General features: G+C 60.6%; 12 protein-coding genes. 6 read left to right on the plus strand and 6 right to left on the minus strand.

The genetic code is table 11. The features are described from left to right. Nucleotides 1-40: 40 nt before the first annotated feature. Complete coding sequence (locus tag G6K99_RS17395; protein WP_174197303.1) at nt 41-1,456, minus strand: RsmB/NOP family class I SAM-dependent RNA methyltransferase; 1,416 nt, start codon at nt 1,454-1,456, stop codon at nt 41-43. Further along, a complete protein-coding gene (htpX, locus tag G6K99_RS17400; protein WP_062463049.1) occupies nt 1,447-2,436 on the minus strand; it encodes a zinc metalloprotease HtpX in 990 nt (329 codons plus the stop codon). Before htpX ends, G6K99_RS17395 begins: the two co-directional genes overlap by 10 nt. Before the next feature lie 112 nt (nt 2,437-2,548). Here htpX and G6K99_RS17405 point away from each other — a divergent pair, with 112 nt between their 5' ends. Then, a complete protein-coding gene (locus G6K99_RS17405) occupies nt 2,549-2,767 on the plus strand; it encodes a DUF1674 domain-containing protein (RefSeq protein ID WP_174197304.1) in 219 nt (72 codons plus the stop codon). Between the two features lie 63 nt (nt 2,768-2,830). After that, entirely contained in the window at nt 2,831-3,274 is a 444-nt protein-coding gene (locus G6K99_RS17410; RefSeq protein WP_174197305.1) for a thermonuclease family protein, read from the plus strand. A gap of 96 nt (nt 3,275-3,370) precedes the next feature. Here the strand turns inward: G6K99_RS17410 and acs are convergent, their stop codons facing one another. Continuing rightward, nucleotides 3,371-5,323, minus strand: coding sequence for an acetate--CoA ligase (acs, locus tag G6K99_RS17415; protein WP_174197306.1), 1,953 nt, complete (start codon nt 5,321-5,323; stop codon nt 3,371-3,373). Between the two features lie 183 nt (nt 5,324-5,506). On the opposite strand from acs, the gene G6K99_RS17420 reads away from it, so the two are divergent. After that, a complete protein-coding gene (locus tag G6K99_RS17420) occupies nt 5,507-6,229 on the plus strand; it encodes a DUF1013 domain-containing protein (RefSeq protein WP_062462856.1) in 723 nt (240 codons plus the stop codon). 80 nt (nt 6,230-6,309) lie between these two features. Here G6K99_RS17420 and G6K99_RS17425 read toward each other — a convergent pair whose 3' ends face one another. Then, entirely contained in the window at nt 6,310-8,247 is a 1,938-nt protein-coding gene (locus G6K99_RS17425) for a propionyl-CoA synthetase (protein ID WP_174197307.1), read from the minus strand. 88 nt (nt 8,248-8,335) lie between these two features. Next, nucleotides 8,336-8,995, minus strand: coding sequence for a YggS family pyridoxal phosphate-dependent enzyme (locus G6K99_RS17430; RefSeq protein WP_174197308.1), 660 nt, complete (start codon nt 8,993-8,995; stop codon nt 8,336-8,338). 179 nt (nt 8,996-9,174) lie between these two features. On the opposite strand from G6K99_RS17430, the gene leuS reads away from it, so the two are divergent. Genes leuS through holA form a run of 3 tightly spaced genes read left to right on the plus strand, consistent with a single transcriptional unit; the run spans nt 9,175 to nt 13,389 of the window. After that, nucleotides 9,175-11,811 carry a leucine--tRNA ligase gene (leuS, locus tag G6K99_RS17435; protein ID WP_174197309.1) on the plus strand — a complete coding sequence of 879 codons (2,637 nt, stop codon included), beginning with the start codon at nt 9,175-9,177 and terminating at the stop codon, nt 11,809-11,811. After that, the gene (locus G6K99_RS17440) at nt 11,804-12,364 is read left to right on the plus strand and encodes a hypothetical protein (protein ID WP_371816224.1); all 561 of its coding nucleotides are present in this window, start codon (nt 11,804-11,806) and stop codon (nt 12,362-12,364) included. The genes leuS and G6K99_RS17440 overlap by 8 nt, the downstream gene beginning before the upstream one ends. After that, nucleotides 12,352-13,389, plus strand: a complete 1,038-nt coding sequence (gene holA / locus G6K99_RS17445; RefSeq protein ID WP_113167256.1) for a DNA polymerase III subunit delta — start codon at nt 12,352-12,354, stop codon at nt 13,387-13,389. Before G6K99_RS17440 ends, holA begins: the two co-directional genes overlap by 13 nt. 18 nt (nt 13,390-13,407) lie before the next feature. Here the strand turns inward: holA and G6K99_RS17450 are convergent, their stop codons facing one another. After that, complete coding sequence (locus G6K99_RS17450; protein WP_174197310.1) at nt 13,408-14,289, minus strand: ParB/RepB/Spo0J family partition protein; 882 nt, start codon at nt 14,287-14,289, stop codon at nt 13,408-13,410. Nucleotides 14,290-14,311: the final 22 nt, after the last annotated feature.

The following is a 14,311-nucleotide window of genomic DNA, read 5'->3' on the forward strand; positions in this document are numbered from 1 at the left end:
GGATCAACCGAAACTATGTAAGGTTATAGTGAATAAAGACTTACCTGACGCAGAGCACGCTCGCGAAGAAGCCATCCATGCCACCGGCAAAGGTCTCATCCCCCGGCAGCATGGCCGGCGTGGTCCGGAATTCACCGAGATCTGAAATCGCGGATTCCAGACCCGGCCAATCGCTCGGGCTGACCGGCTGCCGTTCCAGTGTCGGCGTATCCGCCAGCACCTTGGCCACCAGCTTTTCGCCCTCTAGCGGATCGAGCGAGCAGTTCGAAAACACAATGAGCCCGCCCGGTTTTACCAGCGTCACCGCGTGCCGCAGCATGCGTTCCTGCAGCACGGCAAGCTTGCCGATATCCTCGGGACCCTTGGTCCAGAGCACATCGGGATGGCGGCGGGTGGTGCCGGTGGATGAGCAGGGTGCATCAAGCAGCACGCCATCAAGCAATTCGTCCGGCTTGAATTCGAACAGATCACCGCTCGAGAGCTCCGCCTCGAGACCGAGCCGTGCCAGATTTTCCTTCAGCCGCGCCAGCCGGTTGGCGGATTGCTCGACGGCAATCACGTGCGCGCCGGCCACAACCAACTGCGCCGTCTTGCCGCCGGGGGCGGCACACAGATCCGCGATGCGCTTGCCTGTGAGGTCACCGAACAACTGTGCCGGAATGGATGCGGCAACGTCCTGCACCCACCATTCACCGTCCTCGAAGCCCTCGAGACCGGTCACCGATCCCTGGAAAGCCTGGAGGCGGATGCTGCCTGTTGGCAACAGCTTGCCGCCGAGCTTTTCCGCCCAGCCCTTGGCATCGCTCTTTACCGTCAGATCGATGGCGGCCGGCGTCAGCTGCGCTTCGGCAATCTTGTCGGCCTCGGTCTCGCCGTAGGCGGCAACCAGACGCTTGCGGAACCAGTCCGGCACCGGCGACACCGAAGCGGTGGCGGCGAGGATCTCTTCCTTTTCGCGCACCATCCGCCGCAGAACGGCATTCACCAGCTTGGCGAAGCGACGGTTGCGCGGATCGCGATTGGCCTGCTCGACGGCCAAGTCGACTGCCGCATGCGAGGGGACATCGAGATGCAGGATCTGCGCAGCGGCAACCACCAGAACGTGATGCAGGGATTTCGCGCCATGCGGCAGCGGCGTATCGATCATCGAGGAGATCGCCGCTTCGAGCCGCGAAAGATGGCGAAGGGCCGTGGTCAGGATGGCACGCGTCAGGGCCCGGTCGGCATCTCCCAGCGCCTTGTAGGCCGGGTTGCCATGCGAAAGGTCGAGCATACCATCGAGCGAAATCTTCTTGTCGATCGCCGCGGACAAAAGCTTTGCCGCCGTCATGCGGACTTCGAGCCCCGGCTTTGCCGGTCCGGCGTCCGGACGGGAGCCTGGAGCATGGGATGTGGGGTTTTCCCGCGCGCCAGTTGATCTGGAAGGCTTGTTGTTTTTCTTGTCGTTCAAGACCATGGACCCTTGGGCGGTTCGTTCGAACTGCGGCCCCACCGGCTGTCGGAGCCGGAATTCGGAACGGAGCGCGCGCTTCGCTGCGGTCTAGCAGCCGAAGACTGCCCCGTCGAGCCACCGCCGCCGATGTCCCCCCGGAACTCACCGGCCATCTGCTGAAGTGCTGCGATCCGGTTGTCCGTATTCGGATGGGTCGAAAACAGATTATCCATCCGCTCGCCCGAAAGCGGGTTGATGATGAACATATGCGCCGTCGCCGGGTTGCGCTCCGCTTCGTAATTCGGAACCTGGCGCGCCGTGCCGGCGATCTTGGAGAGTGCGGAGGCAAGCGCCAGCGGTTTGCCGCAGATCTCGGCGCCGCGACGGTCGGCCGAATATTCGCGCGTCCTGCTGATCGCCATCTGCACCAGCATTGCCGCAAAGGGCGCAACGACCATGGCAACAATCACCCCGATAAAACCGAACGGATTGCTGTTGTTTCCGCGATTTCCGCCGAACAGAAACGCAAAATTGCCCAGCATGGAAATCGCGCCGGCGAGCGTCGCTGTGATCGTCATGATCAGCGTGTCGCGGTTTTGCACATGCGCCAGCTCATGCGCCATGACACCGGCCACTTCGTCATGGGTCAGGCTTTGCAACAGACCGGTCGAAGCGGCAACGGCAGCATTTTCCGGATTGCGGCCGGTCGCAAACGCATTCGGCTGCGGGTTGTCGTAGATATAGACCTTCGGCATCGGCAGGCCCGCATTGGCCGCAAGCGATTGCACCATCAGGTAAAATTCCGGCGCCGACTGCGCATTCACTTCCTGCGCATGATAGGCAGACAGCACCATCTTGTCGGAGTTCCAGTAGGAAAACAGGTTCATGCCGGCCGCAATCACCAGCGCGATCATCATCCCGCCCTTGCCGCCGATCAGGAAGCCTATGCCCATGAACAACGCCGTCATGAAGGCCAGAAGCATGGCGGTGCGCATCACATTCATCGTCATATCTCCTGTTGCCAATTCAACCCGTGTAAGGGTTTTCGAAATCTTCAGAACGCCCTATAATGTGGTGAATTCGCTCAGACTTTCAATAAACCATCCGGTGAATGAAATGCAGACGCCCGACAACGACAACAGCGAAACGCAGATCGAGACCGCAGCGCCCAGCAAACCGCTCTCGCCGGCTGCCCAGCGCGCGCTGAAGGAAGCCGAGGAGCGCCGGCAGGCTGCAGCGAAGGCGGACACGCCAGAAGAATTCGGCGGCCGCGGCGGCGCCGATCCCGCCCGCTTCGGCGACTGGGAAATCAACGGCCGCGCCATCGATTTCTGAGCGGTAAAGCGGTAAGCAAATATTCCTATTGACTTCGCTCAATGATCGGAATTTATTCCTTTCATGGTCAGATATCTCGTGCTCATTGCTGTTCTCCTCGGAGCCCCTGCGGCTGAGGCGACAGCGCGCGAAGAAATCTCGGGACCTGTTGCTGCCAAGATCCTACGCGTCATCGATGGCGATACGATCCTGGTCGAGGCACGGCCTTGGCCGCAGCAGAGGGTGGAAGTCTATGTCCGCATCCGCGGCATCGATGCACCTGAGCTCAAGTCGAAGTGCGGATCTGTCCGTCAAGCCGGTGGCAATGCACGCCAGGCCCTGGAGGCACTGACGCAGGCGTCCGCCACGATCCAGCTCGTCAACATTACCGGAGACAAATATTTCGGCCGCATCGTCGCCGACGTCGTGCTGCCGGATGGCCGCAGCGCCGGCTCGGACCTGCTTCTGGCAGGACTGGTTCAACCCTATGACGGCGGCCGCAAAATGGCGCAGGTCTGTGGTGACTGAGCCTGTATTGGCCGCTTGGACTAATACGCAGAAATTCGTTTGATGGCGGAGAAATGCGTGGGATGCCATCGCTGACACCCCACGCAAGTTGTCGGATCACTCCGCCCTGTTCTGCCGGTTGGCGATCAAATCGTCCACAACGCCTGGATCCGCGAGTGTCGACGTATCCCCAAGCGCGCCAAAGTCGTCCTCGGCAATCTTGCGCAGAATACGCCGCATGATCTTGCCGGATCGGGTCTTGGGCAGGCCGGGCGAGAACTGGATCTTGTCCGGTGCCGCGATCGGGCCGATCTCCTGGCGCACATGCTTGACCAGTTGCTGGCGAAGCTCTTCCGTCCCCTCGTTGCCGGCCATCAGCGTCACGTAGCAGTAGATGCCCTGGCCCTTGATGTTGTGCGGGTATCCAACGACGGCCGCCTCCGACACGAGGTTGTGCGACACCAGCGCCGATTCCACTTCCGCCGTACCGAGACGGTGGCCGGAAACGTTGAGCACGTCGTCGACGCGGCCGGTGATCCAGTAGTAGCCGTCCTCGTCACGCCGGCAGCCGTCGCCGGTGAAGTACTTGCCCTTGTAGGTGGTGAAGTACGCCTCCACGAAACGGTCATGATCGCCGTAGAGCGTGCGCATCTGCCCCGGCCAGCTGTCGATGATGCAGAGATTGCCGTCGGCAGCCCCTTCCAGAACATTGCCTTCGTTATCGACCAGCTGCGGCTGCACGCCGAAGAAGGGTGTCGTCGCCGAACCCGGCTTGAGCGCTGTGGCACCCGGCAGCGGCGTGATCATGTGGCCGCCGGTTTCCGTCTGCCACCAGGTATCGACGATCGGGCAGCGCTTGTTGCCGACCACTTCGTGATACCAGTTCCAGGCCTCCGGATTGATCGGCTCGCCGACCGTTCCGAGTAACCGCAGGCTGGCCCGCGACGACCGCGTCACGAACTCGTCGCCGGCACCCATCAGCGAACGGATGGCGGTTGGTGCGGTATAGAAGATGTTGACTTTGTGCTTGTCGACGATTTCCCAGAACCGGCCCTGATCGGGGAAATTCGGCACGCCTTCGAACATCAGCGTTGTCGCGCAGTTCGCGAGCGGCCCGTAGACGAGATAGGAATGCCCGGTCACCCAGCCCACATCGGCCGTGCACCAGTAGATATCCCCGTCATGGTAGTCGAACGTGTATTCATGCGTCATCGCCGCATAGACGAGATAGCCGCCGGTCGTGTGCAGAACGCCTTTGGGCTTGCCGGTGGAACCTGACGTGTAGAGGATGAACAGCGGGTCTTCCGCCTTCATCTTTACCGGTTCGCAATGCTCTTTGACGGTGGCGATTTCCTGGTGATACCAGAGGTCGCGGCCGGGCGCCCAGTTCGTCTTGCCGCCGGTTCGGCGCACGACCAGAACCTTGTTGACCGTAACATACTGCTTGGCCGCTATACGGATAGCGGTATCGGTATTTTCCTTGAGCGGCACCGGTTTTCCGCCGCGCACACCTTCATCGCAGGTGATCACGAATGTCGACTGGCAGTCGATGATGCGGCCGGCCAGCGCTTCCGGCGAAAATCCGCCGAACACGACCGAATGAACCGCGCCGATACGGGCGCAGGCAAGCATCGCATAGGCTGCCTCCGGGATCATCGGCATGTAGATCGTCACCCGGTCGCCCTTCTTGACACCGTGCTTCTTCAGCACGTTCGCCATGCGGCAGACCTGATCGTAGAGCTGGTTGTAGGTGATCTTCTTGTCGATATACGGGTTGTCACCTTCCCAGATGATCGCAGTGCGCTCGCCATGCGTCTTCAGGTGCCGATCGATGCAGTTGTAGGAAACGTTGGTCTGGCCGTCCTCGAACCACTTGATCGAGACCTTGCCCTTGAACGACGTGTTTTTCACCTTGGTGAAAGGCTTGAACCAGTCGATCCGCTTGCCATGCTTGCCCCAGAACTTGTCCGGGTTTTCAATGCTTTCCTCATACCACTTGTCATACTTTTCCTTGTCGATGAGCGCCTTTGCCTTGGTGGCTTTTTCGACCGGATAGATTTTTTCGGACATGTGCTCCTCCCTGCTTTGACCCATATCTAACACTTGGAACATGGGCCGCAATTAGACAAAGGGTAAGGTGCTGGACGATTTGCAATTCCGACGCAAATCGAATATAGGGCAATAAATTCCCGGAAATTGTGGTTGATACCCACGCCCGCGACACCGGCGCGGACGGACAGAGGAACTATATCTATGGCTCAAACACTGCTCATGCCGAAAGCGACAGCCGTCTGGCTCGTCGACAACACCGCGCTTTCGTTCGACCAGATCGCCCAGTTCTGCAAACTTCACCCGCTTGAGGTGAAGGCGATTGCAGACGGCGAAGCAGCGCAGGGTATCAAGGGCCTCGACCCGATCGCCACCGGCCAGCTGTCGCGCGACGAGATCGAGCGCGCTGAAAAAGACATCAACTACAAGCTCAAGCTTTCCGAGCCGAAGGTTCGCGTTCCCGAATCCAAGCGCCGCGGCCCGCGTTACACGCCGGTCTCCAAGCGCCAGGATCGCCCCAACGCCATTCTCTGGCTGGTGCGCAATCACGCAGAACTGAAGGACGCGCAGATTTCGCGCCTCGTCGGCACCACCAAGTCGACCATCGAACAGATCCGCGAGCGCACCCACTGGAACGCCGCAAACCTGGCGCCGATGGACCCGGTCACGCTCGGCCTTTGCAGCCAGATCGATCTCGACCTTGAAGTCGAGAAGGCCTCGAAGGGTCGCCCGCTGCCCACCGCTGCCGAACTCGGTGCATCCCTGCAGCCGGCTGCAGAAGCCGAAAACATCGGCTTCGGCGGTTTCCGCAGCGAACGCGAAGAAGAGAAGGAAAAGGAAATCGATGCGAACGCCGTGTTCGCCAAGCTTTCCTCCCTCAAGTCGACCCGCAAGGACGACGACGAAGAAGACGACGGCCGCTTCTAAGCCGCGATCTTCGAGATACGATTTTACGAAAGCCCTGGGCCACAGCCCGGGGCTTTTTATTTGGGCGCTCAGTCGCCAGCCTAGGTGTCGCCTGTGCGCGATACAGCCCGCATGCCCCCTCCATAGCCTTTCGCGGTGAGCGCGGCTGTCACCGCATCCAGTGCGCCCGGATCCTCGATCGTTGCCGGCATGGTCCAGGGCATCCCGTCCGCGATTTTCTGCATCGTGCCCCGCAGGATTTTGCCCGAGCGTGTTTTGGGCAGTTTCGGCACAATCATGACCGTCTTGAACGCCGCAACCGGGCCGATCTCCGAGCGCACCATTTCTGCGACTTCCGACGAGATCTTATCCGTTTCCCGTGAAACATTGTGCTTTAGAACAAGGAAGCCGCAGGGGATCTGCCCCTTCACCGTATCGCTGATGCCGATCACGGCGCATTCCGCCACATCAGGATGTTTCGCACAGACCTCTTCCATCGAACCGGTCGAAAGGCGATGCCCGGCGCAGTTGATGATGTCATCCGTGCGCGCCATCACGAAGACGTAGCCGTCCTCGTCGATCACGCCTGCATCTGCGGTCGTATAGTACCCAGGGAAGGTGCTGAGACAGGTCTCGCGGAAACGCTCATCTGCTCTCCAGAAGGTCGGCAGGCATCCGGGCGGCAGCGGCAGCCGGATGGCGAGGTTGCCGAGCGTCCCCGCCGGCACGGGCAGTCCGGCATCGTCGAGAACATCGATGGCGTAGCCGGGCATAGGTCGCGTCGGAGATCCGTGCTTGAACGGCATCAGCCCCAGACCCATCGGATTGGCGGCGATCGGCCAGCCGGTCTCCGTCTGCCACCAGTGGTCGATCACCGGCACTTTCAGTTTCTGCTCCGCCCATTTCAGCGTTTCCGGATCCGCCCTTTCGCCGGCCAGAAAAAGAGCGCGCAGACCATTGAGATCGTAACGCGCCATGAGCTCGCCGTCCGGGTCTTCGCGGCGGATAGCGCGGAACGCCGTTGGCGCCGTGAAGAACACCTTGACGTCATGGTCGGCGATGACGCGCCAGAAAGTCCCTGCATCCGGCGTTCCCACCGGCTTTCCTTCAAAGATGACGCTGGTATTGCCCGCAAGCAGCGGCGCGTAAACGATATAGGAGTGACCGACCACCCAGCCGATATCGGACGCGGTCCAGAACACCTCGCCCGGCTTGATCCCAAAAATATTCGGCATGCTCCAGGCGAGCGCCACCATGTACCCGCCGTTGTCGCGCACCACGCCCTTCGGCTTTCCCGTCGTACCGGATGTGTAGAGGATGTAGAGCGGATCGGTTGATTTGACTGCCACGCAGTCGATATCCCTCCCACGCGCCTTGCCGACCAGATCGGCAAAGTCGAGCTCACCCTTTTCGGGCCTGAGCTGCGCTATGAGTTCCGGCCGCTGCACGATGAGACAGTGCTCGGGCTTGACGGTTGCGAGGTCGATGGCCTTGTCGAGCAACGGCTTGTAGGCGACGACCCGGCCGGGCTCCAGTCCGCAGCTCGCGGAGATGACCAGTTTTGCCTGGCTATCGTTCAGCCGTGCTGCGAGTTCCTGTGCCGCGAAACCGCCGAACACCACGGAATGCACAGCACCGATCCGCGCGCAGGCGAGCATCGAAAAGATCGCTTCCGGCACCATCGGCATGTAGATGACGACCCGGTCGCCGTAACCGACGCCGAGATCGCGCATCACAGTCGCAATCGCCTTCACCTCCGCCAGAACCTCGGCATAGGTGAAGGACCGCTGTGCACCGGTCATCGCACTATCGTGGATGAAGGAAAGCCGATCGCCGTTACCCGCCGCAACATGGCGGTCGAGGCAATTGTAGCAGGTGTTGGTCTCACCCCCCACGAACCACCGGCCATAGACACCGGCATCGGCGTCAAAAACCGCGTCCGGTTCTTTGAACCAGTCGATCGCCTCGGACGCGGACTTCCAGAAGGCCTCGGGGTTGTTTTCCCAGCTGCCATAAACGTCGAAATATTGGCTTTGCATCTGTACCTCCCAACACAACCGCATAGCCTGATCGTGCGAGTGTAGGGGAGGGATGATCGGGCGGGAAGCCCGACCAACGGGTTAGACTTCAGCGCGTGCCGAAGATCGCCGAACCGACGCGAACGCTGGTGGCGCCGAATTCCACCGCCGTCTCGAAATCGCCGGACATGCCCATGGAAAGCTTGTCCACGCCGCATTCCCCGGCAAGCTTGGCCAGAAGCGCGAAGTGCGGCCCCGGATTTTCATCCGCCGGCGGAATGCACATCAGCCCTTCGATTGCGAGCCCCAGCTCGTTTCGGCAGAGCTCCACGAACGCTACCGTCTCTTTCGGCTCGATGCCGGCCTTTTGCGGTTCGAGCCCGGTATTCACCTGCACATAGAGCTTCGGCGACTTGCGCTGCTTGGCCATTTCCGCCGCCAGCGCTCGTGCAATCTTCTCGCGGTCCACCGTCTCGATCACATCGAACAGAGCCACCGCATCACCGGCCTTGTTGGATTGCAGCGGGCCGATCAGATGCAGCACAATATCAGGCGTTTCCGCCTTCAGCTCCGGCCACTTTCCCTGGCTTTCCTGTACCCGGTTTTCGCCGAACACCCTCTGGCCCGACGCGATCACCGGCCTAATGTCACCGGCATCGAATGTCTTGGAGACAGCGACGAGCGAGACAGAGCCCGCGGAGCGATTGGCCGTCTCTTCCGCCTTGCCGATCCTTGTCCTGACTTCCTGGAGCCGTTCTTCGACGCTCATTGTCCGTCACCTTTCGCTATTCTTGTGATGCAAGCGATTAAAGCCCATATGAGGCTCTGCCAAGGGCATGTCCCATCAAAGTTTGGCACGTGTCAGGCCTCAAAAACTTGACGCTTGCGGCCATTCATGGTGAAGGTCTGCCCGACTCCTATATCCTGATTTCCCGGAATATCATCCAGATGGCGACTGAACGTTACAACCCGCGCGATGCCGAGCCCCGTTGGCAGCAGACCTGGAACGAGGCGAAGGTTTTCGAAACCGACAATGCCGATCCGCGGGAAAAGTATTACGTCCTCGAGATGTTCCCCTATCCGTCCGGCCGCATTCACATGGGCCACGTCCGCAATTATGCGATGGGTGACGTTGTCGCCCGCTACAAGCGCGCCCGCGGCTTCAACGTTCTGCACCCGATGGGCTGGGACGCGTTCGGCATGCCGGCAGAAAACGCCGCGCGTGACAACAAGACCCACCCGAAGGCCTGGACCTACCAGAACATCGAATCCATGAAAAAGCAGCTGAAGGCGATGGGCCTTTCGCTGGACTGGTCGCGCGAGTTCGCCACCTGCGACGTGGCATATTACCAGCAGCAGCAGCACCTCTTCCTCGACATGATGGAAAAGGGCCTGGTCTATCGCAAGCAATCCAAGGTCAACTGGGATCCGGTCGACCAGACGGTTCTGGCTAACGAGCAGGTGATCGACGGTCGCGGCTGGCGTTCGGGCGCGCTGGTCGAGCAGCGCGAGCTTGTGCAGTGGTTCTTCAAGATCACCGATTTCAGCCAGGATCTGCTCGACGAGCTGGATAACCTGGACCAGTGGCCTGAAAAGGTCCGCCTGATGCAGAAAAACTGGATCGGCCGCTCCGAAGGCATGACCCTGCGCTGGGAAATCGTAGCGGAAACCGCACTCGCCGGCGTCGACAAGGACGTAACGGTCTATACGACTCGTCCCGACACGCTGTTCGGCGCATCGTTCCTGGCGATCGCTGCCGACCATCCGCTGGCGAAGGCCGCGGCTGCGAACAACCCTGAGATCGAATCCTTCGCCGAGGAATGCCGGCGGCAGGGCACGTCTCTCGCTGCGCTGGAAACGGCCGAGAAAAAGGGCATCGACACAGGCGTCCGCGTCAAGCATCCGCTCGATCCCTCGTGGGAACTGCCGGTCTATGTCGCGAACTTCGTGCTGATGGAATACGGCACAGGCGCAATCTTCGGCTGCCCGGCCGGCGACCAGCGCGACCTGGATTTTGCCCGCAAATACAATCTTCCAGTCGTTGCCGTGGTGATGCCCAGGGATGGTGATGCCGCCACGTTTGAGATCGGCGATACCGCTTTCGTCGACGACGGCGTGATGATCAATTCCCGCTTCCTGGACGGCAAGTCCACGGACGAAGCGTTTCAGATCATTGCCGATAGGCTGTCCGAACAGACGCTCGGCAATGCACCGCAGGGCGAGCGCAAGGTGAACTTCCGCCTGCGCGACTGGGGCATTTCCCGCCAGCGCTACTGGGGTTGCCCGATCCCGGTCATCCATTGCGAAGTCTGCGGCGTCGTGCCGGTGCCGAAGAAGGACCTGCCGGTGCAGTTGCCCGACGACGTCACCTTCGACATGCCGGGCAACCCGCTCGACCGCCACCCGACCTGGCGCCATGTCAGCTGCCCGAAATGCGGCCACGATGCCCGTCGCGAGACGGACACGATGGATACGTTTGTCGATTCCAGCTGGTATTTCACGCGCTTCACAGCCCCTTGGCTGAACGAGCCGACAAACCCGGCCGTTGCCGATCACTGGCTGCCGGTCGATCAGTATATCGGCGGCATTGAGCACGCGATCCTGCATCTGCTCTATTCGCGCTTCTTCACCCGTGCCATGCGCGAGACCGGCCACGTGGCCGTGAAGGAACCGTTCAAGGGCCTGTTCACGCAGGGAATGGTCGTGCACGAAACCTACCGTCTCGGCGAGTCCGGCCAGAACGGTGAATGGGTCGCTCCCGCCGATATCCGCATCGAGGAAGTCGACGGCAAGCGTACCGCGACGCTGCTGACAAGCGGCGCCGACGTCACCATCGGCTCGATCGAAAAAATGTCGAAGTCGAAAAAGAATGTCGTCGATCCCGATGACATCATCGCATCCTACGGCGCCGATACGGCCCGCTTCTTCGTTCTATCCGATAGCCCGCCGGATCGCGACGTGATCTGGTCGGAAGCTGGTGTCGAAGGTGCCTACCGCTTCACGCAGCGTCTGTGGCGCCTGATTTCTGAAGCTGCCGAAAACCTCAAGACGGTCGATCCGACTCCGGCTAAGGATGGCGATGGACTGGCAATCTCGCAGCTTGCCCATAAGACGCTGAAAGCCGTGCAGGGCGATCTCGACAAGCTGTCCTTTAACAAGGCGGTGGCTCGCATCTACGAACTGGTCAACGCGCTGGCAGCGCCGCTGACCGATGTTGCAGCCGGCAAGGGCGACGCCGCCTACCGTGCCGCTGTTCGCAACGCCTCGGAAATCCTGATCCAGATCGTCGCGCCAATGACGCCGCATCTGGCCGAGGAATGCTGGGCCGTGCTCGGCAATGGCGCGATGGTTTCGACAACTGCCTGGCCACAGTTCGACCAGGCACTCGTTGTCGAAAACGACGTCACGATGCCGGTCCAGATCAACGGCAAGAAGCGCGCCGAATTGACAATCGCGCGCGACGCGGATCAAACTGCCGTCGAGGCTGCAGCCCTCGCACTCGACGTGGTAAAAGCCGCTCTCGATGGCAAGCCACCGAAGAAGATCATCGTCGTCCCACAGAGGATCGTGAACATTGTTGCCTGATCGTTCATTCCGCCGCTTTGGCATCGCACTTGGCATCGCCGGCCTTGCCCTTCTGGCGGGATGCCAGGCACGGCCTCTCTATTCCGAACAGGAAGGCACCGGTCAGAAGCTCGCATCCGTGGAGTTTGCGGATCCGAAGACCCGTATCGAGCAGGTGATCCGCAACAATCTCGTCTTCCTCACCGGTCATGGTGCAGGCGAGACCGCGCATCCGCTCTACGAAGTAAAGATGACGGCCACGAGCTCCGCCTCGAGCATTCTAGACCTTACCAGCGACGATGACACCGTGTCTGTCAGCAACATCCCTGTTGCCGGCCGCGTTCAGGTGGATGTCACCTATACGCTGACCCGTATCAGCGACAGCAAGATCCTGAAATCGGCCAAGCGCGAAGTTGTCGCCTTGATCGATGTCCCGGGACAGAGCTTTGCAAAATTGCGCGCAATCCGCGACGCTGAAAACCGTGCTGCCCGCGAGACAGCCGAGTTCCTGCGTGGTGAAATCGCCATTGCCCTTGCCCGCGAGCCCCAGTCGCCTCCCGTATGGCAGAAATAAAATCCCACGAGTTCGACCGGTTTCTTGACAAGTCGGTCGGCCTCTACAAGATCTTCGTCATCTATGGGCCCGATCGCGGGCTCGTTTCCGAGCGGGCTGCGCAGATCGCAGCCAAGACCGGTGTCGCGCAGGACGACCCATTCGCGATGCTCAAGCTGGATGTATCCGATCTCCAGGGCGATCCCGGCCGTCTGCTTGATGAGGTCAACTCACTCGGCCTTTTCGGAGGCGCCAAGCTCGTCTGGCTCCGTGGCGCAATGAACGAGAAGCCGCTGCTGGATGCCATGCAGGCGCTCGCCAAGGATGAGCCTCCCGCCAATATCTTAATCATCGAGGCTGGTGACCTGAAGAAGGGCAGCGGCCTTCGCAAGGTGGTGGAGCCGGTCCGCTCCATCGCCGTCATTCCCTGCTATGCGGACGATGCACGCGCGCTTGCTGGCCTGATCGATACGGAACTGTCGGCCGAAGGCCTCACCATCAGCGGCGCTGCCCGCCAGCGCCTGATGGAGCTTCTCGGCGGCGATCGAATCGCATCCCGCAACGAGGTGAAGAAGCTTGCGCTCTATTGTCGCGGTGCGGGGACTGTTACCGAAGATCACGTCGATGAAATCATCGGCGATGCGAGCAGCGTCTCCGCGGACGAGGCCGTCGACGCCATTCTCTCCGGAGACGTGGCGTCTCTTCAGCGCGCTTTCCAGAAGGTGCTTGTATCCAAGACGCCGATCTTCCTGATCCTGCAATCCTGCCTCAGACAGTTCCAGTTGCTGGATGTGATGCGGGCGGAAATGGACGACAAGAAGCTGCAGGCCGCACAGGTCATGATGACTCTCGGTCGGCATATCCACTTCAAGCGCAAGCCGATTATCGAAAAGGCGCTGCGATCCTGGACCGCACCGGCACTTGCCCGGGAAACCGAGCGCCTGCAGGCAGCCGTCCTTCAGTCCCGGCAAAGACAAAGTCTCGAGCCCAGCATCGCCTTCCACAGCCTGATGGCAATCGCGATACAGTCGTCGCGATATCGCTGATGACGATCTGGGAAGGCGCTAACCGCGCCGCTCCAGCAACCGGCAAACCTCTTCAAGCTGCTCGAGATTGCGGTAGTTGATCCGAACCTGACCGCTGCCCCCTCGGTGATTGATCTTCACATCCAATCCGAGAGCATCGGTCAACGTGCGCTCCAAGGCCAGCGTATCGGAATCTTTTTCGACCGACTTGGTTTCAAGCTGGGGCATCCCCTGGGACTTGATATCGTTTTGCGCAAGCCGCTCTGCATCGCGCACCGACATGCCTTTGGACACGATCGTGCGCGCGAGGGACGAGGGATCAGACGTGGTGATCAAGGCACGCGCGTGACCAGCCGAAAGGCTTCCGGCAGACAGCATGTCGCGAACCGGGTCCGGCAATTTCAGAAGGCGAAGGCTGTTTGCGACGTGACTGCGGCTCTTGCCGATGATTTCACCCAGATCGTTTTGGGTATAGCCATGTTCGGCAATCAACTGCTCGTAACCGAGCGCCTCTTCGAGCGGATTGAGGTCGGACCGCTGAACGTTTTCAACGATTGCGATTTCAAGTGCGGTCCGATCGTCTACGTCGCGGACGATGACTGGGATCTCAGTCAGTCCCGCCAGTTGCGCTGCACGCCACCGCCGCTCACCGGCAATGATCTCAAGGCGACCGTCGACTGTCCGAACAACGACCGGCTGGACAATGCCATGCTGCCTGATCGAGCTGGCGAGATCCTGCAGCTCCGCCTCATCGAAATGGCGCCTGGGGTTTTTCGGACTGCGCGAAACATGCTCGATCGGCACCATACGGTCTGGATTGACGTTTTTCGCAGGTGCATTGACCTGCACAGGCTGATCCATCTCACCGATAAGCGCAGCAAGCCCGCGGCCCAGCCGCCTTTTCGAGGGATCTTCGTTCATCCTGTCACCTGTTATTTCGTGT

Source organism: Neorhizobium sp. AL 9.2.2, assembly GCF_013317225.1.
Classification (GTDB): Bacteria; Pseudomonadota; Alphaproteobacteria; order Rhizobiales; family Rhizobiaceae; genus Neorhizobium; species Neorhizobium soli.